Below are 24,341 nucleotides of genomic sequence, written 5' to 3' on the forward strand. Positions count from 1 at the left end.
TCTTTAGCTGCATGCATTGCGCGAGCAGCGGAGCGATGTCGGCGTAACTTTGAGTTTGAAAATGTCGCATACCACCGCCGCAAGCCCCGCCCCCACCAATGCGCAACGTCTGGCGATGACCGCCCTGATCGTTGGCGGCATTGCTATCGGCAGTTCGCCGATCTTCGTCCGACTTTCCGAGGTAGGTCCGCTGGCAACAGGCTTCTGGCGTCTAGCGTTGGCAGTTTTACCGCTGGTGCTCATGGATGGCCGCGAGCGGCGCGACGAGAAGGATGCAGCGCCACTCACTTTGTCAGACTGCCTGCGCCTCGCCCTGCCCGGCCTGTTCATCGCTTTCGATCTGGGCGCCTGGCACTTGTCGCTGCACATGACATCCGTTGCCAATGCAACGCTGCTTGCCAATATGGCACCAATTTTCGTGACACTCGGCGCATGGCTGCTTTTCAAGTCGCGCGTGAGCTCTTCCTTCATGGTCGGGCTTGCCGTCGCAGTCATCGGCGTTGTTGTTCTAAAGGGCGGACCGGGTGAGCTTCTTCAATCCCGATCCTCCGGCGATGCGATGGCCCTTTTGGCCGCAGTCTTCTATGCCGGTTACATTCTTTCGGTCGGACGCCTGCGCAGCCGCTTTTCCACCATGCGCATCATGCTTTGGAGCAGCGCAATTGCGGCGGTCTTTTCGCTGCCGGTTGCGTATTTTATGGAAGGTCAGATACTGCCTGCCACACTTTATGGCTGGCTTATTCTTGCCGGCCTCGCATGGGTAACCCATGCTGCAGGCCAGAGCATGATTGCTTATGCCCTCGCCTATCTTCCGGCATCGTTTTCGTCACTCACCCTGCTTCTACAACCCGTCGTCGCGGCATTTCTTGCCTGGACTATCCTGTCGGAACCCATCGGTATGTTGCAGGCTCTGGGTGGTATCATCGTGATATCGGGGATTCTGATTGCTAGAAGAGGATAGAATATGAAAAAGCCCCGGAGAACCGGGGCTTTCTTACTAAGCTGGTTACTCAGCCAGCCATTCCTTGATGCGGTCCGGATGGTCCGCGATATATTTATCCACGGCCTTCTCGTAGGACGTCTCCTGCGCATCGAACATCGCAGCTTCAAGCTCGCTGATCGGAATGCTCATCTTGGTCAGCAGCGATGCGACCTTCGGATTGTCTTCCTTGAAGCCCTTGCGTGCGATGGCGTCGATATGTTCTGCACCGCCAAGAGCACCTTCGGGATCGGCGATGTAACGCAGCTTGTACTTGCCAAACATCCAGTGTGGGCTCCAAGACGTTGCCACGAACCAGCCGTCAGAACGTGTAGCGCGGTCGACCGTCGTCAGCATAGCCGCTTCACTCGAAATATTGAGCTTGTAATCCAGCCCGTATTTCTTGATCGCTTCCTGTGATAGGCGAGTAAGGCCTGCACCCGGGTCGATGCCCTGAATTTCGCCCTTCAGCTTCTCGCGAACTTCCGGCTTCTTCAGGTCTTCAATAGAGCTGATCTCGCTTTCCGGGATGTAAGCCGGAACGATCCAGCCGAGCTTTGCGCCTTCATAGAGCGGGCCGAGGTCTTCGACCTTGTCCTTCACGCGCGCATAATAGTCGGCATGCGTTTCCGGCAGCCAGGCCATCATCATGGCATCGATGTCGCCGCGGCTCACGCCCTGGTAGAGTGGGGCCACGTCCGTCTGAACCAGCTCGACCTTCTGGCCGAGATTGTCTTCGATCAGCTTCTTGGCAAGTTTGGTGACGAATTCAGCATCCGACCAGGGTGCCCAGCCGATTTTCACCGGCTTGCCGTCCTGCGCAAATGCTGCGCCCATGCTCATCGTTCCCGCCACAACTGCCGCCAGACCGAATTTGGTTAGTTTGCCTAACATAGTTTCTCCTTTTCGATTGGTATCAGTTCCCATTGTTATTGTTGGGTTATTCTTGGTTATTTTTGTCTGCTTCATGCTTCCTGCTTGCGAAAGGACGAGGCGGACTGGGTGTCCGCCGCCTTTCTTAAAGATCCGAGCCTCTTGAAAAATCCAGCACCGCCCTTGCCGAAGCTCTGGGTAATGCGGTCGAGAATGACCGCCAGAATGACCACTGCAAGACCACCTTCGAAGCCAAGCCCCACATTGAGGCGCTGAATGCCGGTCAAAACCGTATTGCCGAGACCACCCGCGCCGATCATCGATGCGATAACCACCATCGAAAGCGACAACATGATTGTCTGGTTGATACCGGCCATAATCGAGGGCATGGCGTTCGGAAGCTGCACCTTGAACAGGAGCTGCCGCGACGTGCAGCCGAAGGCCAGTCCAGCTTCGACGAATTCCGCATGCACCTGCCGGATGCCGAGATTGGTCAGACGCACGACCGGCGGCATGGCGAAGATCACCGTCGCAATCGTTCCGGGCACGGCGCCAAGGCCGAAAAACATCGCTGCCGGAATGAGATAGACGAAAGCGGGCATCGTCTGCATGAGATCGAGCACCGGACGCACGATCGAAGCGACCGTATCGTTCCGCGCCATGGCGATGCCGAGCGGAATACCGATCACAACAGCGATAACCGTAGATGCCAGCACCAGAGAAAGGCTTTCCATCGTACCGGTCCACAACTCCATGTGGATGATGAGCCCCAATGCGAGAGCCGCGAATATCGCGAACTTCCACCCTACACGCCACAGCGCGAGCAGCGTGAGAATTGCAACCCCGCCAATCGGCGGAACAACAAGAAGAGCATTCTGGATGCCGTCGGTAACAAAACCGATGGCGGCTGCGATCATATCGAGCGCGGGCGTAAAGTGGTCGAGAATGTAATTGACCACAACATCCGCCCATCCGCCGACACTAAAATTCAAATCCATGTTTTACCGTCCATTTCCGTATTTCTTCTGGATTGGACCAATTCTGCCTTTATCAGGCAAAAGTCCGTTGGCGCGCTGGTCTCAACCCGCGCGGCCAAGCGTTTCGAGCAATGCCGATTTACTGATGGCACCGACATAACGGTTCTGGCGGTCAGTAACCGGAACCGGCCAGGGGCTTTCCGCCACCTGCGTCAGCAATCCGGAAAGCGGCGCCTCGGCTTCGATAGCAGGAACACTATCCAGCCTCTCGCCATCTTGCGCTACAGCACCCTTTGCCAACGCGTCGCGGCTGACCATTCCGCGATAAGTACGGTCGGCATCGATCAATACGCCAAACGTCTTGCCACTCGCGTCGAAACGTTCGAGCGCTGTTGCAAGCTGTTCGGGCTCGAAGACGATCAGCTCGTCCTCGCGGGCCACATCGGCAGCCTTGAAAACGCGTGACACATCAACATTGCGGAAGAAGGAACGAACATAATCGTTGGCCGGTGCGGACACGATTTCGTTCGGCGTTCCCACCTGCACGACCTTGCCGTGCTGCATGATGCAGATACGGTCGCCGATACGCATGGCTTCGTCCAGATCGTGACTGACGAAAATGATCGTTCGGGTATGTTCTGCCTGAAGCCGCTTGAGTTCATCCTGCATTTCGGTGCGGATCAGCGGATCGAGCGCGGAAAAAGCCTCGTCCATCAGGAGAATGGTCGGCTCGCTCGCCAGAGCACGCGCCAGCCCGACACGCTGTTTCATGCCGCCGGAAAGCTGATCAGGCATGCTGTGGGCATAAGGCTCAAGCCCGACGGCAGCGAGTGCATTCAGCGCTTTCTGATGGCGCTCAGTTTCGCCCATTCCAGCCACTTCAAGACCGAACGAGGCATTGTTCAGGACTGAACGATTGGGCAGGAGGGCGAAAGATTGGAACACCATGCTCATGTCGCGGCGACGAAGATCGATCAGCTCACGCTTGCTCATCTTGACGATGTCGCGACCGTCCACTTCAATGGAACCGGCAGTCGGTTCGATCAGGCGATTGAGCAGACGCAGAAGCGTAGACTTGCCCGAGCCCGAGAGCCCCATAATAACGAATACTTCGCCTTCGTAGATATCGAAGGTGGCATTGTCGACGCCGATTGTCGCGCCGAGTTCGCTGTGAATCTGGGTTTTTGACTTACCTGCGCGCAATTCCTGCATTGCGCGCTCCGGATCATCGCCGAAGACTTTAAAAACGCTCTTCAAGCTTATTTTTGTCTTAGCCGGCGACTTCATACTTTCTTCCTTGTATAAAATACCATGCATTAAGTTTAACCCCGCTGTGCTGGCGGACTTAAATCTCCTTTTTACAATGACAGAACTTCATTCCAACGCAAATCGCTCACACGCGATCTGCGTTCCGCGAACGGTCCGCATAGAATGATTATCGATAGATTTCCTGATTCTATATAGGTCATTTCCCGACATGTCCACCCACAGCCGTGAATTCATCTGAATGATCCGTCCAGCAACCGTCCCCTTGAATGATTGTTTTGAAGGGTTGCGCGGCGGATTTTGGGGGCTGATCGACACGGCTCAAAGCAGGAGACAATCGACCAGCCTGAAAGCAATAGTAGTCGCGCTCCAATCAATTATCGGAACAGCCTGCGACAAATATGCTATCAGGTGCGACATCATCCGAATTAGTATAATTTGGGATAAAAATGACCATAATTACAGAAAAATAGTATGATTATACTGTAAGTCAGGATTATCCAGCCCGAAGATGAAGGACACCCAAACAGCACGCAACAGTGCCATTGGGCTTTCGAAAGCATTCCGGGCCTGAGTGGATTTGCCCGCCCCCAAGCATACTCTCCCGGAAGTTACCGGGAGAGACAGGGCGCGCTGTCGGGTCGTTTTTTATACTGATCGCTCGAATTCAAGCGAAGGCGACATCGTTCTCCGACAATTCAGCGAGCGTAACATTTTCGATGATAATTCCATTCGCGGTACCATCAATGCTCACGAAAACGCCTTCGGACGTATCGACAGATGCGGCAACAAAACTTTCAAAGCTTGTGATGGCATCAACGCCGCGGAACAAGAGAACATCTGCATTATCCACGTCAAAATCTGTCACGTGATCGAGCCCACCGGACTGGACGGAGTGATCGTCCCAGATAAATGTATCGGCGCCGCTGCCGCCGGTCAGGATATCGGACCCCACCCCGCCCAACAACCGGTCCAAACCATCACCGCCGCTCAGTTCATCATCGCCGTCTCCGCCAAGGAGACTATCAGAACCGCTTGCGCCATAGATAAAATCATTGCCTCCACGACCGTCATAGGTGTCATGGCCGCTAAACCCCTCTCGAAACGTCTCCGAACTGGTGATACGATCATCCCCTGCTCCGCCGAAAATCCGAGCCCCCATAGTCGCCGAACGAACGTCGAGGTTGAACTTTTCAATTGTAGTGTAGGATGCGGCATCAAAGGTAAAGCCGGGGGCAACGTCGTCAAAATTCACCGAGAGCGTGTCGATACCTTCGCCACCGTCAATACTGCCGAAATCGCCATCACAATAAATCGAAAACGTGTCGTCACCGGCGCCGCCAGACATCTGGAACCAATATCCGGCGTAGTAGCCATCCTGCACGCCCGCCGAAAAACTGTCATTGCCATCGCCGCCGATCATAATATCGTCGGCAGTGGCATAACTGACGAACGTGTCATTGCCCGCTCCACCGATCAAGGTGTCTGAACCCTGTCCTCCGAAGAGAGTATCGTTTCCATCACCGCCATTGAGAGTGTCGTCGCCGTCACCGCCATTCAGGATATCGTTACCACGGCCTCCCAACAGCGTATCATTGCCTTCATCTCCAGAAATGTTGTCGTCGCCATTGCCGCCCTCGATGATATCATTACCGCTGCCGCCCCGGATTTCATCGGCACCGCCTCCACCCCAGATATGATCCTGTCCGGCACCACCGAAAATCTGATCATTGCCGATGCCCCCCACGATCTGATCATTGCCAGCGCCCGCGTTAATGTATGCGAAGGCAAATCCTGACGCATCGATTATGTCGTTCCCAGCACCGGTCTGAAGATTCAGACGTTCGACATCGGTGAAATAGAGATGATTGTCACTGATCGTCGGATCTCCCCAGTAAGCGTGCCCTTGTGCAGCACTGAACACAACAGCGTCTTGCTGGTTCGACAAATCGGCTACGAGCGTATCAATCCCGCTTCCACCTCGTGCCGCACCGCCGACAAAGTTGAAGACAAGGCGGTCATTGCCGGCCCCTCCCGTCAGTTCATCAAATCCGGATGCTTCTCCTCCGGTGGTTGTCAGAACGTCATCGCCCGCGCCGCCGTCAAGAATGTCGCTGCCGCGCGCACCTTCGATAAGATCATTTCCAGCCAGACCCCAGATGCGGTCGTTCTCATCTGAACCGACGATATTGTCTGAATTGGTTGTGCCGACTATCTTTGCCATAGTACCTCTCCTCGTATAGAGGAAAACCATAGCTTTAAAATTTCGGAGTACTAAGTAAGATTATATTACATACTTATTATGGTTCAAAATTTGAATTATATTGTTTTTTAATTAATTTAAAAAATACACCAGATCGCTACATTGAATTACTTAAAAACATCTGTTTTGTTATATTAAAAGAATAATTCTAGGGTATTTTACTTTATTATTACTGCGGAACGAGGCGCAGATTAAACAATCTGCGCCGTGAAAATAGACCTCAAAAGCCAGATATTTCAGCGATAAGCCATGTATCCAACAAAGCCGGTGATCTTCCAGCATGCCCCGTCGCGACGGCAAAAATAAAGCGTCTGCCAGTTGAGGCGATCGACGGTTCCGTCCTTCTTTGCGATCGTTCCATCGAATTTTTTCCGCGCAAGAGCGACATCGCCGGTAATATCGATCACGTTCAGATTCGTCGCACGGAAGATGCCGTCTGCCAGGGATTCGGCATACTCAACCGCCGCACTTTCCGCTGCCTGTCGCAGCCATTCATCGCGATAACTTATGAGCGTCGGAAATCCCGCGTCCCATTTGTCAGGATCGCGATCATTGTGCGCATGAATGCCAAGGAAGCGCACCTCGTCGAAATCATCGGCCACCAGGGACCAGTCTTGCGACACGAAAGCTTCGATATCGCGCCGCACGAGCATTTCCCAAATCTGTTCGCGATCCTTGTCGCCAGCAAACGGATTGACCGCGCCCTTCATGCTATCCTCCTGATTAGCTTAATTTTCCACGTGCGGCGACCGGCAGTATGTCAACGACATCCTCGCCCGAAACAAAATGAACCTCGTCAAAGAGATTAGAAACGACGCAGACATGATCTGGAATGATCCGGATCCGCTCGCCAACTTTCATGTCGGCGACGTCGCCGGTCAGTTTGCCGTGCTCCTCACTCAAGCCGATCACACGGGCATCGGGACGCCCCATCACTTCGCCATAATCGCTCAGTCCTAACGTATCGCTGGATAGCGCCTTGGAACCGGCATCAATGATTGCGCGCCCGGATGTTGGGTGACTGACGACTGTTGAAAGCACCGTCAAGGCGCAATCATCCACTGTCGCCGCTCCCTTGGCGACCTGATAACGGTCGAAATAGATATAGGTACCAGGACGATACTCGGTGACAACACTGTCACTGGGTTTGCGCCACATATCGGGTGTGCCCCCGCTCGAAATTGTCTCACATTGAATACCGTTTGCTTCCAGCAGTTCTCGGGCCGAATAAAGCCATTGTTCAGCCTCGTCCGGCTTGCCCGCTGCGGGATAGGTCATCAGACCGCCGAAACGAAGGCCTGCACTTTGATCGATAATCCGTGCCAGTTCCAACGCTTCGGCTGGCGTCTGCACGCCACAGCGCCCCATGCCGGTGTCGCATTCGACAAGCACTTTCAACGGGTGTTTTTCATCGGTGAAACGTTCCGCCAACCCTGCAAGGGAGGTTGAATTATCAACCGTCACCGACAGCGTGATGCGTTGATGCAGAGCGTGCAGGCGGTCGAGCTTTTCCTGACCCAGAATATTATAGGGCAGGAAAATGTCCGTTAGCCCAGCATCGGCCATGACCTCTGCCTCGCTAAGCTTCTGGCAGGTAATCCCGGTCGCGCCCGCTTCCACCTGCATTTTTGCAAACACAGGCAATTTATGCGTCTTGATATGCGGGCGCAGTTTCACGCCCACGGAATCCGCATGGGCTTGCGCCTTGGCGATGTTCGCTTTCACGCGATCAACGTCGATGAGGATCGCAGGCGTATCCACCTCGTGCACGGTTTTCGGTCTGGTCATGTATCAGTCTCCCAGCGGCAAGCGCGGATCGTCTATGGTGAGCGTATTGAGGCTATGCTTGATGCGGCGCAGGCTTTCCAACACCTTCGGCCCTCGCGCTTCCGCCGTAGCCGTGGCGATCATGTCGAGAATGGCGAGCAGCGCAAAGCGCGACGATGTTGGCTTGTAGATATTGCCATCTTCATTGGCCTGATAAGGGATGAGCACATCTGTCGCCTTGGCGAGATCAGAACCGGCAGGCGTGATCGCCACCGTTTGTGCTCCATATTGCCGCGCGACAAGCACAGCTTCCACCACCGAACGCGCGAAGCCGGAAACTGAGAAAGCGATTACCGTCGTTTCATGCGTAGTGACGGCGGCATACATGCGCTGCAACTGCCCATCCACTTGCGCGCTGACCGGAATACCCAGCCGGAACAAACGGTTCTGCATTTCTGTTGCCAGCATGGACGAGATGCCACCGGACCCAAGGCATAGAACAGAACCACCGGCGGCAAGCCGTTCCGCCACTTTCATCAACACGCTCATATCAAGCCCATCGCTGGCCCGCTGGATAGCGGCAATCGCCGCATCGGTCACAGCCGTGGCTATACGACTCTCACGAACGTCACGAGCGGGAATTTCCGCCGTCAGATACTGGCCGCCAATGGCCAGCGCCTGCGCCAGAAAGAACTTGAAATCACGAACGCCGTCACAGCCGAGTGCGCGGCAGAAGCGGGTCACAGTGGGTTCACTGACACCGGCTCTGGCCGCAATTTCCGAGATTGCCGCCTTGGAGGCGTAATCAGGATCGGCCAGCACGAGCGCAGCCAGCCGCCGGTCGGATTTCGATCCGTCCTGCGCCACGACATGCAGCCGCGTGATGATGTCGGCAACCTTGCTCATCGGAAGTTCAAAGCGGGAGACCGCTATCCTTGTCGAAAAGGTGTAAGTGTTCGCTCTTTGCAGTTACAGGCACTTGCTCGCCCGGCGCAAGACGTATGCGCTCGCGAAACACAGCTCGTATGGGCTGTCCTGCGATCCGGCCATAAATATGCGTTTCGGGACCTGTCGGCTCGATCACCTCCACAGTGAGCGTCAGCCCCTTGCCCGTGGGCGCGACCGTGAAGTTTTCCGGCCGAATGCCCGCTTCCGCCTGCCGGGCATTTGACGGCCCCGCTGAAACGGCGATCTCTTCGCCTTCACCTGTGCGGAATATTCCTCCCGACACAGTTCCGGGAATGAAGCTCATCGACGGTGAACCGATAAAGCTTGCAACAAACTTATTGGCGGGGCGGTCATAAAGGTCCAACGGTGCGCCGATCTGTTGAATCTTGCCCTGATTCATAACCACGATCCTGTCTGCCATGGTCATGGCCTCGATCTGGTCATGAGTGACATAGATCACCGTCGATTTCAGCCTCTGATGCAGCGCCTTGATCTCGGTGCGCATCTGCACGCGCAACTGGGCGTCGAGATTGGAAAGCGGCTCATCGAACAGAAACACCGACGGTTCGCGTACAATGGCGCGCCCCATGGCAACGCGCTGGCGCTGTCCGCCGGAAAGCTGGCGCGGATAGCGGTCAAGATAGGAATGGAGATTGAGGATGGAAGCCGCCTTGTCCACCTTTGCGGCTGTTTCTTCCGATTTCTCACCGCGAATGCGCGGACCAAAACCGATATTTTCCCGCGCTGTCATATGCGGAAACAGTGCATAGGATTGAAACACCATCGCGATATTGCGCTTTTGTGGCGGCAGCTCATTGGCCCGTTCTCCACCGATCAAAAGGTCGCCACCGGAAATAGGCTCAAGCCCGGCCACCATCCGCAGAAGCGTGGATTTTCCGCAGCCGGAGGGACCAACCAACACCAGAAACTCCCCGCTTTGAATATCGAGGTCAACTCGGTCTAAGACCGTCAATTGTCCGAAGGTCTTGGTGATACCGCGCAGCGAAACCTCTTTCATCGGCTCAGTTCCCTCCGAGAATATCATCGAAGAAGCGGAGATTGCCCGCAGTCAGCCCGGCATCGACGGGAAGGATCGCGCCGGTAATCCCCGATGCGCGATCAGAGGCCAGAAATGCTACTGTTTCCGCCACCTCACGTGTATCAACGATACGCCCCAGCGGATAGAAGCGCTGCAGGCGGTCCAGCACGCTTGCGTCCTGCGCGATACGATGGTCCCACGCAGGCGTTCTGATCGACCCCGGACAGACGGCGTTGGCGCGCACACCCTTCCTTCCGAATTCAACCGCAATACCGCGCGCAAAGGCATTGATTCCGGCTTTAGCCGCCGCATAAGCCGGGTTTCCGAAATGCAGGAGCCCGTTGACCGAGGAAATGAAGACAAAAACGCCGTGTCCGCGCGCCGCCATGGCCTGTGCCATGACATTGGAAAATCCGGCAACCGCAGTCAGGTTGAGGTCGATCTCAGCGTCGATATTGCCCTGATCCAGCCCATTGAAGGTCTCGGCACGGGTCCAACCCGCATTGTTGATTACAATATCGGGCAGGCCCGATTCCGCTATGATCCGATTTGCGGCCAGCTCCAGTCCCTCACGGTCCAGTAGATCGAAAGCATGACGCGCATGGAAACCATCGCCGGTCATTGCCTCCAGTGTCGTATCGCAACCGATCACGCGGGCGCTGCGCTCAGAGAAAAGTTTGACCAGCGCGCTTCCAACACCGCCACCGGCCCCGGTAACCAGCACCGACTTTCCGGCAAATTCGCCTGCTTGCTCCACGCTATTCCCCTTTTATGCGGCAGCTTTCTGCACCTGTTTATTCCCATCAGCGTAAAAGTCAAAATGTAAGTTTGCAACAAAACTTTTCGCTTGAAAGTACCAATCAAGCCGATAATGTAAGAAAATAACAAAAATAGATCGTCATCGCACCAATGCGGGGCTAAACAAAGGGAACGGGAAGATGCCTATCAACAAATGGAACGCTGGCCTGCTGGCCGGATTGAGCATTCTAGCGCTGTCGTCGGTTGCAAATGCTGGCGAAGTACGCATGACCGTGGCGGAGTACAGCTCCAAGACCGGCCCCTATTTCGAAGAGGTCAAGAAAGCGTTTGAGGCTGCCAATCCCGGCATTACACTCAATTTCGAAGTGGTTCCGTGGGATGTGCTTCTGCAGAAACTGACCACCGACATTTCAGCAGGCACCAATGCCGACCTTTCGATCATCGGTACACGCTGGCTGATCGATTTCGTGCAGCAGGGCATCGCCGAACCGCTCGACGGCTACATGGACGACGCATTCAAGGGCCGCTTCATTGAGACTTTCCTGTCACCGTCCGTTCTTGAAGGCAAGACCTACGGCCTGCCGATCGCGGCCTCTGCCCGCGCCATGTATTACAACAAGGATTTGCTGGCCAAGGCAGGCGTTGAAAATCCGCCCGCAACCTGGGACGAACTGAGAGCCGCCGCCACCAAGATCAAGGCGCTCGGCGGAGAGAATTACGGTTTCGGCCTGCAGGGCAAGGAAATCGAGACCGACGTTTATTACTATTACGGCATGTGGTCCTATGGGACAGAAATCCTCAACAAGGACGGCACCTCCGGCCTCAGCACACCCGGCGCGCTCGAAGCCGCGAAACTTTACAAGTCGCTGATCGACGACGGCCTGACCCAGCCCGGCGTCACCTCCTATGCACGCGAGGACGTTCAGAACCTGTTCAAACAAGGCAAGGTCGGCATGATGATTACCGCGCCGTTCCTTTCCAACCAGATCAAGGAAGAAGCGCCGAACCTCAAATATGGTGTCGCAGCGATTCCTGCAGGGCCTACCGGCGCGCGCGGCACCTATGGCGTGACCGATTCCGTCATCATGTTCCAGAATTCCAAGAACAAGGAGGAAGCCTGGAAGGTGCTCGACTTCCTGTTCCAGACCGAATGGCGTGCCAAGTTCACGCAGGGCGAAGGTTTCCTTCCGGTCAACAAGGAAGAGGCGAAGATGGACTACTACGTCAATAATGCCGATCTCGCCGCCTTCACTGCGCTACTGCCGGATGCCCGCTTCGCGCCGATCATTCCGGGCTGGGAAGAAATTGCAGACATCACGTCCAATGCCATGCAGAGCATTTATCTCGGCAAGGGGGAACCTGATGCCGTGCTGAAGGAAGCCGCCGCCAAGGCGGATGCGATCCTGAAAAAATAACACTCCCCGCCTGCCCGGCGGTGCCCTCGCGCCGTCGGGCCCTTTTCTTTTCCGGGATATTGATTGCCGATGCAAAGCCGCACCCTGCCCTATCTCCTGATCCTGCCGAGCCTGCTTCTGGCTGCGGTCGTGATCTTCTGGCCAGTGGTGCATCTCGTTGAAATTGCCAGCCATGACGTGAACCGCTTCGGGCAGCTACGCGATTTCAATGACGGCGCGAACTTTACCGCGCTTTTCGCAACACCTGACTTCCTCAATGCACTCTGGCGCACCGCAGGCTGGACCGTCGCTGTGGTTGGCGGGGCACTTATCGTCTCCATTCCAGTCGCCATCATTCTAAACATGGATTTCTATGGCCGTTCGGTGGCGCGCGTCATCGTCATGCTGCCCTGGGCGGTTTCGCTCACCATGACAGCCATTGTCTGGCGCTGGGCGCTCAATGGCGAAAGCGGAATGCTCAATTCCGCACTGCGCAATCTCGGTATCATCGACAGCAATATTCAATGGCTGGCGAGTGCGGCTACCGCCTTTCCCATGCAGATACTGGTCGGAATTCTGGTCACCGTGCCCTTCACGACCACGATCTTTCTCGGCGGATTGTCATCCATCCCGGAGGATCTCTATGAAGCTTCATCGCTTGAAGGCGCCAGCCTGTGGCAGCAGTTTCGCGAGATCACATTTCCGCTGCTCAAGCCCTTCGTGAACATCGCTATCGTGCTCAACACGATCTATGTCTTCAATTCTTTCCCGATCATCTGGGTCATGACGCAAGGCGGACCAGCGAACTCCACCGATATTCTGGTGACACATCTCTACAAGCTCGCCTTCCGGCTCGGAAAGCTGGGGGAAGCCTCCGCAGTATCGCTCATCATGCTGGCGATCCTCCTCATCTTCACGGCGATCTATATCCGCCTTGCGATGCGGGGAGAACGCGCATGACAAGCTCAAAGCTGAAACGCACGATCATTGCCTGGGCCATTCTGTCCCCGCTCATCGTGCTGACACTGTTTCCCTTTGCGGTGATGTTTCTTACCGCCGTCAAACCGCCGCAGGAAGTCCTCTCTCCAACGTGGTGGCCAAGCACCTCCCGCTGGCAGAATTTTTCGGAAATGTGGGTTCAGACCAAATTCGGGCAAGCACTTCTGAACTCGCTTTACGTTTCGGTCATTGCTTCCGTCGGTGCCATCATCGTCTCCATTCCTGCCGCCTATGCCATGTCCCGCTTCCGCTTTGCTGGCCACGGTGCATTCCGGCAATTCCTGCTCATTTCGCAGATGATCTCGCCCATCGTTCTGGTGCTCGGCCTTTTCCGACTGCTCGCCGCCTATGGGCTGATTGAAAGCGTCTCCGCAGTCGGAGCGGTCTATATGGCTTTCAACATCGCCTTCACCGTTTGGATGCTGCAAAGCTATTTCGACACCATACCGCGTGATCTGGAAGAAGCCTCGTGGATGGAAGGCGCCGGACGCGGCAAGACGCTGATAAAAGTGTTCCTGCCGCTTTGCCTGCCTGCCATTGCTGTCACGGCAATCTTCACCTTCATCAATGCATGGAACGAATTCGTCGTGGCGCTGACCATGCTACGCAGGCAGGAGAGCTACACCCTGCCCATTCAGGTCTTCTCGCTGGTGGCCGGGCGCTACACGGTCGAATGGCATTATGTCATGGCGGCAACCTTTCTTGCCACGCTGCCGGTCGCCATCCTTTTCATCTGGCTCCAGCGTTATCTCATCAAGGGACTGGCTCTTGGAGCTGTCAAATAATTGGAGAAAACCATGTCCAGAAAACAGGTCTTCGGCGCATCGCATGTGCCACTTTCCCCCGCCGTTCGCGCAGGCGACACAGTCTATATTTCGGGTCAGGTGCCAGTCGGACCAAACGGCCAGATCGTTGAGGGCGGCATTGAAGCGCAGACAAGACAGGCGCTCGAGAACGTCAAGGCCGCACTGGCACTTGCAGGTGCCACAATGGAAGACGTGGTCAAAACAACCATCTGGCTGGAAGACGCGCGGGATTTCGGGCGAATGAACGCCGTTTACGGCAGCTATTTTCCAAAAGAGCCTCCAGCGCGCACCACCGTCGAATCCCGCCTGATGATCGACATCAAGATCGAAGTCGAGGCCATCGCCTACGCACCGCAGAAATAAGCACGCCACGTCCCCCGTACAGAGTATTTCCATGCGCATTTTCACCGCATCGCTTGCGACAGAAACCAACACGTTCTCGCCGGTTCCGACCGACAGGGCGTCGTTCGAAATGGCCTTCTATGCCGCACCGGGTAAGCATCCGGAAACACCCACGCTTTGCTCGTCGCCCATCGTGGCACTGCGCAAACGCGCGGCAACGGAAGGATTGACCGTCATCGAAGGCACTGCCACCTGGGCGGAACCCGGCGGGCTGTTGCAGCGGCAGACTTTCGAGGAACTGCGCGACGAAATTCTCGATCAGCTTAAAGCGGCGATGCCCGTTGATGCCGTCATTCTTGGCCTGCACGGCGCCATGGTCGCGCAGGGCTATGACGATTGCGAGGGCGATCTTCTGGAACGCGTGCGCGCCATTGTCGGGCCGGATATTCTTGTTGCCAGCGAATTCGATCCACATAGCCATCTGACGCCGAAGCGTGTCGAAAACCTCAATATTTTCGCGTCGTTCCTCGAATTTCCTCACACGGATTTTTACGAACGCGGCGAGCATGTGGTTGACCTTGCGCTGGATGCCCTGAAAGGTCGCATCAAGCCGGTCATTTCCACTTTCGACTGTCATATGATCAGTGTGTTTCCCACAAGCAAGGAGCCGATGCGCTCCTTCGTCGACCGTATCAAGGCAATGCACGGTAAGGATGGTATCCTGTCCATTTCCGTCATTCATGGCTTCATGGCTGCCGATGTGCCGGAAATGGGAACCCGTATCCTCGTCGTTACCGACAACGATCCGGTCAAGGGGGCAGCACTTGCAGAAAAACTCGGGCGTGAACTGATCGCCATGCGCGAACAGACATTGATGACCATGTTCGACACCGATCAGGGCATTGACCAAGCACTGGCTGCCCATGCGGCCAATCCTGCAAAGCCTGCGGTGATCGCCGATATATGGGACAATCCCGGCGGCGGTGTTGCGGGCGATGGAACCTACGTCCTCCGCCGCCTGATCGAACGCGGTATAGATAATATCGGCGTCGCCACGATCTGGGACCCCATCGCAGTGACATTCTGTCATGCAGCGGGGGAAGGTGCTGTGATCGACCTGCGTTTCGGCGGCAAGTCCGGCCCGCTTGGCGGTGAGCCCATCGATGCGCGTGTAACGGTCATGAAAACCCTTGCCGAAGGCTGGCAGAGTTTCGGTCCCAGCCGCGTGACGCTTGGAGCCTCGGCGGTGGTACGAATTGAAGGCACCGAGATCGACATCATTCTCAACACCAACCGGACGCAGACATTCGAGCCGGATATCTTTTCAAATATTGGCATCGACCCGATGAAGAAGGATATGTTGGTAGTCAAATCCACCAATCATTTCCATGCAGGCTTCGTGCCGATTGCTGCCGAGATCGTCTATGTCGCGGCACCCAGTTCCTATCCAAGCAATCCGCGCACAACAAATTACCGCAAGCTCAGCCGCGCCATCTGGCCGCGTGTCGAAAACCCATGGTGAACAAACGAAAAAGCGCGGGAAGTTCCCGCGCTTTTCCTGATTAGTGAGCCAGATAGGTTGAAATAATCGGCACGTAAGTGACCAGCGCCAAAAGGATAAACAGCGCCATATACATGCTGAAGGCCTGACGGGTGAAATCAGACACTCGCACCTTGGCGATGTTGCAAACCATCAGCATAACCGTACCAACCGGTGGCGTCAGCGTGCCAATCGACAGGTTGATAATCACGACGATACCGAAATGCACGGGATCGATGCCCAAAGCCTTTACCGTTGGCATCAGGAGCGGCACCAGAACGATCATCAGGGCTGTACCCTCGATCAAAGCGCCAAGGATCAGCAGGATCACATTGACTGCCAGCAGGAATGCATAAGGGTTGCTGGTGAATGTCGAGATTAACTGCATCAGCGACTGACCGGCCTGTTCAAGCGAGAACACCCATGCAAGTGCCGACGACGCCATGATAACCAGCATGACGGATGCGGTCGATTTCGCCGTTTCGATCAGCGAATCCACCACATGCGACACGCGCATTTCGCGGTAGATCACGAAACCAATGATCAGAACCAGCGTAACCGCAACTGCACCGGCTTCCGTCGGCGTGAAGATGTTCAGGCGGATGCCGCCGATAATGGCGAACAGCAACAGAACCGCAGGCCATGCCGAAGCAAGCGTCGAAGCAACCTCGGCACCGCTCATCCGCTTTTCGCGGCTCGGCTTGTAGCCGCGCTTGACCGATGTCGCATAGGCGGCAATCATCAAAATAACGGCGCCCAGAATACCCGGCAGCACACCGGCCATGAACATCTTGCCGATGGAAACATCCGCAATCAGACCGTAGATGATGAGCGCGATACCTGGAGGAATGATCGGCGTGATCAGCGAACCTGCAGCCGTTACCGCGCAGGAAAACGCCTTGTCATAGCCACGCTTGACCATTTCCGGCACCATCATGCGGGTCAACATGGCGCTGTCGGCCAGGTTGGAAGCGCTGACGCCGCCCATCAGGGTCGAAACCATGATGTTGGTGAGCGCCATGCCGCCACGCATACGACCGACCAGAATTTCCGCAACCTTGATGAGACGTTCTGCAATACCGGTATGCGACATCACCGTGCCAAGCATGATGAAGAACGGAATGGCAAGCAGTGACGTATTCTGTGCCGGGCTAATGAAGCGCTGCACGGCAATCGCTATCGGCATCTGGTTGAAGAACGTAAAATAGGTGAAGACCGCGATCAGAATGGCCACATAAAGGCGCATATTGAGCGCGATCAGTGCCAGCATCAAAAGAACGATGGTGGTCAGGTTCATGCCTTGCCTCCCGCAAAAGCGGCACGCAAGGATTTGAATGCGCCTGCAAACATATAAAGAGCGATAATGACGAAGCCGACGGGCACGGCGATATCGATCCAGTAATAGGAGACCCGCAACACGTCAGTCACTTTGAACTGAGCGGCAACCGAAAGCTTGTAACCGGCATAGGATACGTAAAGCAGGAACAGTCCCGACAGGATGGCGACGATCGCATTGACGACATCGCGAACCTTTTCCGAAAGCAGATCCACGAGCATCGGTATGGCAAGATGCTGGTTGCTGCGTTCTGCGGCGACACTGCCGAGCATCACGATCCAGATCATCAACAGACCGGCCATTTCCTCGGTCCATTGCAATGGCTGATGCATCCAATAGCGCATGACGACGGCGATGTTGAACATCGCAAGCAGGATGAACAGCGGCACTGCAGCCAGCCATTCGATCAGTTTTTCAAACAGTTTCATCGGATTGAATTCCATGAGCGAACCATGCCGCGGCAAAGCCGCGACATGGTGATATCCGAATAAGGATGGATCAGTTCAGTTCGGCTTTGATCTTGTCGTAAAGACCGGGCGACCATTCCGGGAACTGGGTGTAGACCTTTTCAGCAAGCGCCTTGAAAGGAGCACGGTCGACATCGATGACCTCGACACCGGCTTCCTTCATCTTTTCGATCATTTCATTGTCTTTTTCGATCGTCAGCTTCTGGCTGTAGAGGCCCGCATCATAGGCAGACTCATGGATCATCTTGAGCTGATCTTCCGGCAGCGTGGAGAAGAAGGCTTCGCCGCCGACGATGAGCGCCACGTTGGTCAGATAGCCGACCTTGCTCAGATATTTGGCTTCTTCCTGGAACTTTTGGCCGTAAAGAACCGAAATCGGGTTCTCGACGCCATCGATCACGCCTTGCGCCAATGCCGGGAAAGTTTCGCCCAGCGGCATCGGGGTTGGGGTTGCGCCCATGGCCTCGAAAGTCTTGATCTGCATGACGTTGTTCGGCACGCGGATCTTCATTCCCTTGAGGTCTTCCGGCGTGCGGATCGGCTTCTTGGAAATGATCTGACGAATGCCGTAGAGATAGTTCGGCATTACGATGTGAATGCCCTTCTTCTTCAGCTCCTCGCTCTTTTCCTTGAACCAGGGACCGTCATAAACCTTGAAGAGCTGTGCCGGATCGTCGGTCAGGAACGGACCGTAAAGTACACCGAGGTCCGGGTCATATTCGGCCAGAAAGCCAACATCGGAAATGGTTACGACATTGAGGCCCATCATGGCCTGTTCAGTCACGTCCTTCTTAGAACCGAGCTGAGAGCTTGGATAGAGTTCGAGCGTGATTTCGCCGTTGCTGCGCTTGGCAAGATCATCTTTCCAGTAATGCATTACCTCATCGAAAGGCTCGCCGGGGTTGTTTTCATAGGCAACCTTGATCGACACATTGGCAGCATATGCAGCCATGCTTCCTGCCAGCAACATGCTGGCGGCGATCATGCCGGTAACGAGTTTCTTCATTCGTATCCTCCCATATGGGGTCATTAAACAATTGGCCTTGCGGCCGGTTCCTCCACTAGCGTCCGATGCCATCCTTCCTGGCACCGAACATTTGCTTCGATTTCAGTCGTGCTCGATGATGATCTTCAACACGTTGCGGTCGCCGTCCCAATAGGGAAGCGCCGCTTCAGCTTCATCGAACGGAAATACCTTCGAGATCAGCTTGTCGGCATCCGCCCCAAGCTTTTCCAGATGCGCGATAACGGCCTCGAAATCCGTGAGTGTCGCATTGCGCGATCCCATGATGTCGAGTTCCTTCAAGTTGAAGAACTGCGTCTGATAGGTGACGGGGGCCTTGGAATAACCGACATAAACCACCCGGCCCGCAAAGCCTGCCAGATCAACAGCCTGCGTGAAGGTGATCGGCAGGCCGACTGCTTCAAAAGCAACGTCCACACCGTCGTCATCGGTCAGTTCCTGGACCTTCGCGACAACATCCTCACCGCCCGGCAGAGCGTGCGTTGCTCCGAATTGCAGCGCCAGTTCGCGCTTTTCAGCGCTTGGGTCAATGGCGATAACCTTCGCACCGCGCGCAAGCGCGCCGATGAGAACGCCCATGCCAATCATGCCGCAACCCAGAACAGCAACCGTATCGCCTGCCTGAACGCGTCCGCGCTCGACAGCATGGAAGCCAACCGAGAGCGGCTCGACCAGCGCCAGATGACGAGGTGCCAGCGTATCGTTCAGGATCAGCTTTTCGGCAGGCAGCACGATCTGGTCAGCCAAGCCGCCGTTTTGCTGGACGCCAAGCGTTTTGTTATAACGGCACGCATTAAGCCGACCTTTGCGACAGGACGAACACTCGCCGCAATTCGTATAGGGCAGCACGATAACCCGCTTGCCCTTGGCGTAGGCGGCATCAACACCCTCGCCTGCTTCGATAATCTCACCGCCGATTTCATGCCCCGGAATACGCGGTAGCTGGACCAGTGGATTAAGCCCCTTGAAGGTGTTCAGATCACTGCCACACAGACCGACATGCCGAACCCGCACACGGACGTGGCCCGCCAGCAACGGCGTTTCGTCGATTTCTGCAAAACGTGTGACGTTTTCGCTCTCGATACGCAGAGCTTTGACCATCGAATTATTCCTGTCAGTCGTCATTAGAGAAAGGGGATCAGGTTACGGCGCCGACCTGCCAAGGCACGAATTCGTTGTCGCCATAGTCGTAGACTTCGCTCAACGTCTTCTCGCCGGATGCGACCGCGATGATATGTTCGAAAATGCGGGTGCCGGACTGCTCGATGGTCTCATCGCCAGTGACGATACCACCACAATTGATGTCCATGTCTTCCTTCATGTGCTCGTACATTTCGGAATTCGTGGCGATCTTGATGCAAGGCGAAGGCTTGAAGCCGGAAACCGAGCCGCGTCCGGTCGTGAAACAAATCACGTTGCAGCCGCCAGCCACCTGTCCGGTTACCGCGACGGGATCGTAACCCGGCGTGTCCATGAACACGAAGCCGGGTTCAGTCACGGTTTCAGCGAATTCATAGACGGCCTTGAGCGGCATGGAGCCACCCTTGGCAACGGCGCCGAGCGACTTTTCCAGAATGGTGGTCAGCCCGCCAAGCTTGTTGCCATGCGACGGATTGTTGTTGAGCTCGTCGCCATTGCGCGCCGTGTAATCACGCCACCAGTCGATGCGCTGCAACAGCTTTTCGGCGACCGCAGGTGTTACCGCGCGGCGTGTCAGAAGATGTTCAGCGCCGTAGATTTCCGGTGTTTCCGAAAGAACGGTCGTGCCGCCATTGCGCACGATAAGGTCCGAGGCATAGCCCAATGCCGGATTAGCCGAAATGCCGGAATATCCATCCGACCCGCCGCATTCCAGCGCCACTTTCAACTTCGACAGAGGCTGTTTGGTGCGTACCGCCGAATTGACCAGCGGCAGCATTTCCTTGATCTCGGCAATCGCATGATCGATGGTTTTGCGCGTGCCGCCATGCTGCTGGATCGTCATGGTGCGCAGGCGTGAGCCTTCCTCCATGCGGTAATGTTCGAGGATCGGCGCAATCTGATTGGTTTCGCAACCAAGTCCGATCAGCAATATGCCGCCGAAATTCGGATGCTTGGCATAACCCTGAATGGTGCGGGTCAAAAGGCGATAGCCTTCCGACTTGGTGTTGAGCGCGCAACCGCTGCCATGGGTCAGCGCCACGACGCCATCAACATTGTCGAAACCGTCGAGACCGCCCATTCGGTTGAAATAATCGGCGATGTAACGCGACACCGTGGCCGAGCAATTCACCGACGAAATCACGCCGATGAAATTGCGCGTGCCAACACCGCCCGCCCCCCGGTCATAGCCCATGAAATGGCGGCGTTCGGCCTCCGGCAGCATGCCGCGCTCTTCGATATCGATGGAAAATTGATGCTCGTGTTCGGAGGGCAGCATGGCGAGATTCTGCAGATGTACATGCTCGCCCTGCGCAATATCCTTCGTCGCAATGCCGATCACCTGACCATATTTCAGGACTTCCTGACCTTCAGGAATATCGCGAATGGCAACCTTGTGCCCGCGTCCGATCAGTTCGCGGGCCTTGATCCCGTCAAGGCCGATCGGATCGCCCGCGCGAACCGAAACGCGCGCAACCGCAACGTCATCCGATGGATGCAACAGAATAACCGGCGCAACGGCTGTAGCAACGGATTCATTCATGTGTCTGACCTCACTCCCAAATCGTTCCCGGCTATTCAGTCACGGGGTTCATTATCCATCCAACGCTGCTTGGATCGATCCAGATGCGTCCGCATGGCTGCCTGCGCCTGGAGCGGATCCCTCGCTTCCAGCGCCGCATAAATGGCTTCGTGCTCGGCCAGAGCCAGAGCCCATGTATCGTTATCCTCGAAGCGCGTCCTGATATGCGACGTCAGCGGACTATGCCGCTCGTCAAAAAGGTCGCGCACGATGCGCACCAGCACGGAATTTCCCGATTGCTCGACAATGAGCAGATGAAACTGCCTGTCGAGCTCAATTGCCTTGCGTCCGGCATCGACATTCACCTTCATGGCGTCAATCGTTGCCCGTAATTCGACCAATGTTTCAGGCGTCATGCGTGCACAGGCCGTGACAACCACGCTGCCTTCGACCAGTTCGCGCGCCTGCATGATTTCAAGCGGGCTCTCGCCGATGGAGCCTCCTTGCGAAAGCGAACGCTTTTCCGACTCTGCCGTGACGTAGATGCCGGAACCCATGCGGATTTCGACATTACCGGCGATTTCGAGCGCAATCAGCGCCTCGCGTAGCGAAGGCCGCGACACGCCAAGTTGCTGCGCCAGCTCGCGTTCAGCCGGCAGCCTGCTACCGGCAGGAAACTGGCCATCCTGAATAAGGCTTCTCACCCGGTCTGCAATCTGCTGATAAAGCCTGCGGGGTTCCGCGGTTGCCGTAAAGTCGCTCATTGTGCTCCCAAATTCGCCTCTCCTCGAATTGGCCTTACCATATTTCCAACCGGATAGAAGCGCAATATGCATGAAAACCAGATGAATTGCGGCAAATCGCGCATTTCAGCATGTGAAACCGAACCAATCTCTCGATAAAGAATCCTACTGGCTTGACCAATTTGACCCGCATCGCGTAGTTAAAACCACTGAATTATGGGAGAAAGTCATGCACGAGAAGCCCGCGATACTGCAGTTCGGAACCAGCCGCTTTCTGTTGGCGCATGCCGATTTCTTTGTTTCGGAGGCGCTTTCGAACGGCAAAGCCATCGGAACGATTGCCGTCGTGCAGACGACTTCAAACCCGCAGAGCAGTCAGCGTATTGCGGCCTTGAACGAGAATATCGGCTATCCGGTGAAGATCCGTGGCCTCATAGACGGCAAGCCATCCGAGAAAGTGCATCAGGCAAGGGGCGTTACCGCCGCCTTTTCCGCGCATGACGACTGGGCGGCGATTCTCGCTCTCGGCACCACCGTCGATGTGATTCTTTCCAACACTGGCGACAAGGGTTATGAGCTCGATCCGGCCGATGACAGCTCGCTTCTGGCAAACCCAGATGCCTTGCCGAAGAGTTTTCCGGCCAAACTTCTGGTACTCCTGCATCATCGCTGGCAGCGTAATTCCGATGCATCACTGTCAGTATTTCCCTGTGAGCTGATCTCGCGCAATGGCGACAAGCTGCGCTCGATCCTCATCGATCTGGCTCATGACTGGAAATTGCCGGACAGTTTCGTGCGATGGCTCGAAGCCCGGTGCATCTTTGCCAACAGCCTTGTTGACCGCATTGTTTCCGAACCCATAGAGCCAATCGGCGCTATCGCCGAGCCTTATGCGCTCTGGGCCATCGAGAAGGCCGATGGCCTGACGCTCCCCTGCGAACACGACGATATCGTCGTCACCGACGATCTTGCACGTTACGAGCATCTGAAGCTCTATCTGCTCAATCTAGGTCATACATTCATCGCGGAACAATGGCTGATGGGTAGCCGTCCGAAAGACGAAATCGTGCTGGAAGCCATGCAGGACGAGACGATCCGGAATGAACTGGAAGCGGTCTGGCGTGAGGAAGTCCTACCCGTATTTGCCGCGGATGGCCTTGGCGAACAGGCGGAAGCCTATGTGGTTTCGGTGCGGGAGCGGTTTCTCAATCCGTTTCTCAAGCACCGCATCGCAGACATTGCTTCCAATCACGAGGAAAAGAAGCACCGCCGCTTCGCACCGGTCATCGCCCGTGCGGCGGAACTCGGCCTCAATCTCAAGCAGCGCCGACTGAAAGCGGCTGTCGGTTAGCGCCGGGCGTCCTTTCGGGCGCACAAGGACGCTCTAACCTAATGAAACTACGCATCGTGCTTTCCGAAAATCGAATCCGATTTTCGGGCCGAAGCTGTAATCCAGTCGTTGAGCTCGATTTCGGCGCGTTCCAGCGCGCTGTAGTTCAGCAGTTTGCGCAAAAGCGCAACAGTCACGGCACGAGCCCGGAGGTTGAAGCGCCCCTCGTCGGGCTCCCCCTTCTCCTGATAAACGCCCAGCTTTTCATAGAGTTGCTGCAATCTGTTCTGAACGCTTCTCAGCGACAGATTGCGACGACGGGCGATGACACGATCCGTCAGGCCCAGTGCGATATCGACCAGAATTTCATATTCGCTTTCGCTGAAACCGCTGGCATGACCAAGGCTCTTTTGTTGCAGACCGCGCACCTCGCGGTCGATCACGCATTGCGCCTCCACGAAGATGCTGCGCAATGCCAACCGCAGCTTGTCGTCGGATGCCGATTTCAGCACATAGCCATAGGCAGCGCCTTCCGGCACGATGCGCGACACACCGCGCACATAGGCTTCATCGGCATAATTCGACCAGAACAGGATGCGGGTTTCCGGATTTTCCTTCCAGATGGTGCGCGCAGCCTCAATGCCGTTGCGGCCGTTCATCTGCAGGTCCATGACAATATGGGCCGCACGATGTTGACGCGCCAGTTTTTCGCCCGCCGATCCGTTATCGGCTTCAAGGATGTCACTGCATTCAGGCAGCGCTGCCCGCACGGCTTCGCCAAGATAGGCGCGATGCAGTGGATCATCTTCCACGATCAGAACATGCAT

The 24,341-nt window shown here is 55.8% G+C and carries 23 protein-coding genes; 7 read left to right on the plus strand and 16 right to left on the minus strand.

Going from position 1 to position 24,341, the window contains the following annotated elements; genetic code table 11:
- Window positions 1–61: 61 nt before the first annotated feature.
- Window positions 62–961 carry a DMT family transporter gene (locus ACYSN1_RS10860; protein WP_461725673.1) on the plus strand — a complete coding sequence of 300 codons (900 nt, stop codon included), beginning with the start codon at window positions 62–64 and terminating at the stop codon, window positions 959–961.
- A gap of 45 nt (window positions 962–1,006) precedes the next feature.
- Here ACYSN1_RS10860 and ACYSN1_RS10865 read toward each other — a convergent pair whose 3' ends face one another.
- The 9 genes from ACYSN1_RS10865 to ACYSN1_RS10905 all read right to left on the minus strand — a co-directional run bounded on the left by ACYSN1_RS10865 (window position 1,007) and on the right by ACYSN1_RS10905 (window position 10,869).
- A complete protein-coding gene (locus ACYSN1_RS10865; protein WP_140018949.1) occupies window positions 1,007–1,873 on the minus strand; it encodes a glycine betaine ABC transporter substrate-binding protein in 867 nt (288 codons plus the stop codon).
- Window positions 1,874–1,944: 71 nt separating this feature from the next.
- Window positions 1,945–2,850, minus strand: a complete 906-nt coding sequence (locus ACYSN1_RS10870; RefSeq protein ID WP_461725674.1) for an ABC transporter permease — start codon at window positions 2,848–2,850, stop codon at window positions 1,945–1,947.
- An 81-nt stretch (window positions 2,851–2,931) separates the two neighbouring features.
- Window positions 2,932–4,116: a glycine betaine/L-proline ABC transporter ATP-binding protein ProV gene (gene proV / locus ACYSN1_RS10875; protein ID WP_461725675.1), complete on the minus strand. Its 1,185-nt coding sequence runs from the start codon at window positions 4,114–4,116 to the stop codon at window positions 2,932–2,934.
- 646 nt (window positions 4,117–4,762) lie between these two features.
- Entirely contained in the window at window positions 4,763–6,319 is a 1,557-nt protein-coding gene (locus ACYSN1_RS10880) for a calcium-binding protein (RefSeq protein WP_461725676.1), read from the minus strand.
- 275 nt (window positions 6,320–6,594) lie between these two features.
- Window positions 6,595–7,068, minus strand: coding sequence for a hypothetical protein (locus ACYSN1_RS10885; RefSeq protein WP_461725677.1), 474 nt, complete (start codon window positions 7,066–7,068; stop codon window positions 6,595–6,597).
- Between the two features lie 13 nt (window positions 7,069–7,081).
- Window positions 7,082–8,146 (minus strand): D-TA family PLP-dependent enzyme, encoded by a 1,065-nt coding sequence (locus ACYSN1_RS10890; RefSeq protein WP_461725678.1) that lies wholly within the window; start codon window positions 8,144–8,146, stop codon window positions 7,082–7,084.
- Between the two features lie 3 nt (window positions 8,147–8,149).
- A complete protein-coding gene (locus ACYSN1_RS10895; protein ID WP_461725679.1) occupies window positions 8,150–9,031 on the minus strand; it encodes a MurR/RpiR family transcriptional regulator in 882 nt (293 codons plus the stop codon).
- Window positions 9,032–9,038: 7 nt separating this feature from the next.
- On the minus strand, window positions 9,039–10,091 hold the full coding sequence (locus ACYSN1_RS10900) for an ABC transporter ATP-binding protein (RefSeq protein ID WP_461725680.1): 1,053 nt from the start codon (window positions 10,089–10,091) through the stop codon (window positions 9,039–9,041).
- A 4-nt stretch (window positions 10,092–10,095) separates the two neighbouring features.
- Window positions 10,096–10,869, minus strand: a complete 774-nt coding sequence (locus ACYSN1_RS10905; RefSeq protein ID WP_461725681.1) for an SDR family oxidoreductase — start codon at window positions 10,867–10,869, stop codon at window positions 10,096–10,098.
- Window positions 10,870–11,050: 181 nt separating this feature from the next.
- On the opposite strand from ACYSN1_RS10905, the gene ACYSN1_RS10910 reads away from it, so the two are divergent.
- From ACYSN1_RS10910 to ACYSN1_RS10930, 5 genes are all read left to right on the plus strand, one after another.
- A complete protein-coding gene (locus ACYSN1_RS10910; protein WP_461725682.1) occupies window positions 11,051–12,286 on the plus strand; it encodes an ABC transporter substrate-binding protein in 1,236 nt (411 codons plus the stop codon).
- A 69-nt stretch (window positions 12,287–12,355) separates the two neighbouring features.
- On the plus strand, window positions 12,356–13,225 hold the full coding sequence (locus ACYSN1_RS10915; protein ID WP_461725683.1) for a carbohydrate ABC transporter permease: 870 nt from the start codon (window positions 12,356–12,358) through the stop codon (window positions 13,223–13,225).
- A complete protein-coding gene (locus ACYSN1_RS10920; protein WP_461725684.1) occupies window positions 13,222–14,049 on the plus strand; it encodes a carbohydrate ABC transporter permease in 828 nt (275 codons plus the stop codon). Before ACYSN1_RS10915 ends, ACYSN1_RS10920 begins: the two co-directional genes overlap by 4 nt.
- Window positions 14,050–14,061: 12 nt before the next feature.
- On the plus strand, window positions 14,062–14,433 hold the full coding sequence (locus tag ACYSN1_RS10925; protein ID WP_109986386.1) for a RidA family protein: 372 nt from the start codon (window positions 14,062–14,064) through the stop codon (window positions 14,431–14,433).
- Between the two features lie 31 nt (window positions 14,434–14,464).
- Complete coding sequence (locus tag ACYSN1_RS10930) at window positions 14,465–15,934, plus strand: M81 family metallopeptidase (RefSeq protein ID WP_461725685.1); 1,470 nt, start codon at window positions 14,465–14,467, stop codon at window positions 15,932–15,934.
- 40 nt (window positions 15,935–15,974) lie between these two features.
- Here the strand turns inward: ACYSN1_RS10930 and ACYSN1_RS10935 are convergent, their stop codons facing one another.
- The 6 genes from ACYSN1_RS10935 to ACYSN1_RS10960 form a co-directional block, all read right to left on the minus strand.
- A complete protein-coding gene (locus ACYSN1_RS10935) occupies window positions 15,975–17,249 on the minus strand; it encodes a TRAP transporter large permease (RefSeq protein ID WP_461725686.1) in 1,275 nt (424 codons plus the stop codon).
- Window positions 17,246–17,716, minus strand: a complete 471-nt coding sequence (locus ACYSN1_RS10940) for a TRAP transporter small permease (protein ID WP_461725687.1) — start codon at window positions 17,714–17,716, stop codon at window positions 17,246–17,248. The genes ACYSN1_RS10935 and ACYSN1_RS10940 overlap by 4 nt, the downstream gene beginning before the upstream one ends.
- A 70-nt stretch (window positions 17,717–17,786) precedes the next feature.
- Window positions 17,787–18,761, minus strand: a complete 975-nt coding sequence (locus tag ACYSN1_RS10945) for a C4-dicarboxylate TRAP transporter substrate-binding protein (RefSeq protein WP_006471979.1) — start codon at window positions 18,759–18,761, stop codon at window positions 17,787–17,789.
- A 102-nt stretch (window positions 18,762–18,863) separates the two neighbouring features.
- Window positions 18,864–19,880 carry a zinc-binding alcohol dehydrogenase family protein gene (locus tag ACYSN1_RS10950; protein ID WP_461725688.1) on the minus strand — a complete coding sequence of 339 codons (1,017 nt, stop codon included), beginning with the start codon at window positions 19,878–19,880 and terminating at the stop codon, window positions 18,864–18,866.
- A gap of 37 nt (window positions 19,881–19,917) precedes the next feature.
- A complete protein-coding gene (locus ACYSN1_RS10955; RefSeq protein ID WP_461725689.1) occupies window positions 19,918–21,462 on the minus strand; it encodes a UxaA family hydrolase in 1,545 nt (514 codons plus the stop codon).
- 35 nt (window positions 21,463–21,497) lie between these two features.
- Window positions 21,498–22,205: a FadR/GntR family transcriptional regulator gene (locus ACYSN1_RS10960; RefSeq protein ID WP_461725690.1), complete on the minus strand. Its 708-nt coding sequence runs from the start codon at window positions 22,203–22,205 to the stop codon at window positions 21,498–21,500.
- Between the two features lie 208 nt (window positions 22,206–22,413).
- Between ACYSN1_RS10960 and ACYSN1_RS10965 the strand changes: the two genes are divergently transcribed.
- Window positions 22,414–23,535, plus strand: coding sequence for a mannitol dehydrogenase family protein (locus ACYSN1_RS10965; protein ID WP_461725691.1), 1,122 nt, complete (start codon window positions 22,414–22,416; stop codon window positions 23,533–23,535).
- A 47-nt stretch (window positions 23,536–23,582) separates the two neighbouring features.
- On the opposite strand, the gene ACYSN1_RS10970 is transcribed toward ACYSN1_RS10965, so the two are convergent.
- Window positions 23,583–24,341: a response regulator transcription factor gene (locus tag ACYSN1_RS10970; RefSeq protein WP_105544048.1), complete on the minus strand. Its 759-nt coding sequence runs from the start codon at window positions 24,339–24,341 to the stop codon at window positions 23,583–23,585.

The organism is Brucella sp. LJL56 (assembly GCF_054871705.1).

Excerpts from the sequence above, each read along its gene's own strand:
- ACYSN1_RS10940 (WP_461725687.1), bottom strand. The coding sequence starts at position 17,716 with ATGAAACTGTTTGAAAAACTGATCGAATGGCTGGCTGCAGTGCCGCTG.
- ACYSN1_RS10885 (WP_461725677.1), bottom strand. The coding sequence starts at position 7,068 with ATGAAGGGCGCGGTCAATCCGTTTGCTGGCGACAAGGATCGCGAACAG.
- ACYSN1_RS10915 (WP_461725683.1), top strand. The coding sequence starts at position 12,356 with ATGCAAAGCCGCACCCTGCCCTATCTCCTGATCCTGCCGAGCCTGCTT.
- ACYSN1_RS10870 (WP_461725674.1), bottom strand. The coding sequence starts at position 2,850 with ATGGATTTGAATTTTAGTGTCGGCGGATGGGCGGATGTTGTGGTCAAT.
- ACYSN1_RS10955 (WP_461725689.1), bottom strand. The coding sequence starts at position 21,462 with ATGAATGAATCCGTTGCTACAGCCGTTGCGCCGGTTATTCTGTTGCAT.
- ACYSN1_RS10965 (WP_461725691.1), top strand. The coding sequence starts at position 22,414 with ATGCACGAGAAGCCCGCGATACTGCAGTTCGGAACCAGCCGCTTTCTG.
- ACYSN1_RS10925 (WP_109986386.1), top strand. The coding sequence starts at position 14,062 with ATGTCCAGAAAACAGGTCTTCGGCGCATCGCATGTGCCACTTTCCCCC.
- ACYSN1_RS10880 (WP_461725676.1), bottom strand. The coding sequence starts at position 6,319 with ATGGCAAAGATAGTCGGCACAACCAATTCAGACAATATCGTCGGTTCA.
- ACYSN1_RS10865 (WP_140018949.1), bottom strand. The coding sequence starts at position 1,873 with ATGTTAGGCAAACTAACCAAATTCGGTCTGGCGGCAGTTGTGGCGGGA.
- ACYSN1_RS10900 (WP_461725680.1), bottom strand. The coding sequence starts at position 10,091 with ATGAAAGAGGTTTCGCTGCGCGGTATCACCAAGACCTTCGGACAATTG.
- ACYSN1_RS10960 (WP_461725690.1), bottom strand. The coding sequence starts at position 22,205 with ATGAGCGACTTTACGGCAACCGCGGAACCCCGCAGGCTTTATCAGCAG.
- ACYSN1_RS10910 (WP_461725682.1), top strand. The coding sequence starts at position 11,051 with ATGCCTATCAACAAATGGAACGCTGGCCTGCTGGCCGGATTGAGCATT.
- ACYSN1_RS10935 (WP_461725686.1), bottom strand. The coding sequence starts at position 17,249 with ATGAACCTGACCACCATCGTTCTTTTGATGCTGGCACTGATCGCGCTC.
- ACYSN1_RS10950 (WP_461725688.1), bottom strand. The coding sequence starts at position 19,880 with ATGGTCAAAGCTCTGCGTATCGAGAGCGAAAACGTCACACGTTTTGCA.
- ACYSN1_RS10970 (WP_105544048.1), bottom strand. The coding sequence starts at position 24,341 with ATGCATGTTCTGATCGTGGAAGATGATCCACTGCATCGCGCCTATCTT.
- ACYSN1_RS10945 (WP_006471979.1), bottom strand. The coding sequence starts at position 18,761 with ATGAAGAAACTCGTTACCGGCATGATCGCCGCCAGCATGTTGCTGGCA.
- proV (WP_461725675.1), bottom strand. The coding sequence starts at position 4,116 with ATGAAGTCGCCGGCTAAGACAAAAATAAGCTTGAAGAGCGTTTTTAAA.
- ACYSN1_RS10930 (WP_461725685.1), top strand. The coding sequence starts at position 14,465 with ATGCGCATTTTCACCGCATCGCTTGCGACAGAAACCAACACGTTCTCG.
- ACYSN1_RS10920 (WP_461725684.1), top strand. The coding sequence starts at position 13,222 with ATGACAAGCTCAAAGCTGAAACGCACGATCATTGCCTGGGCCATTCTG.
- ACYSN1_RS10895 (WP_461725679.1), bottom strand. The coding sequence starts at position 9,031 with ATGAGCAAGGTTGCCGACATCATCACGCGGCTGCATGTCGTGGCGCAG.
- ACYSN1_RS10860 (WP_461725673.1), top strand. The coding sequence starts at position 62 with ATGTCGCATACCACCGCCGCAAGCCCCGCCCCCACCAATGCGCAACGT.
- ACYSN1_RS10890 (WP_461725678.1), bottom strand. The coding sequence starts at position 8,146 with ATGACCAGACCGAAAACCGTGCACGAGGTGGATACGCCTGCGATCCTC.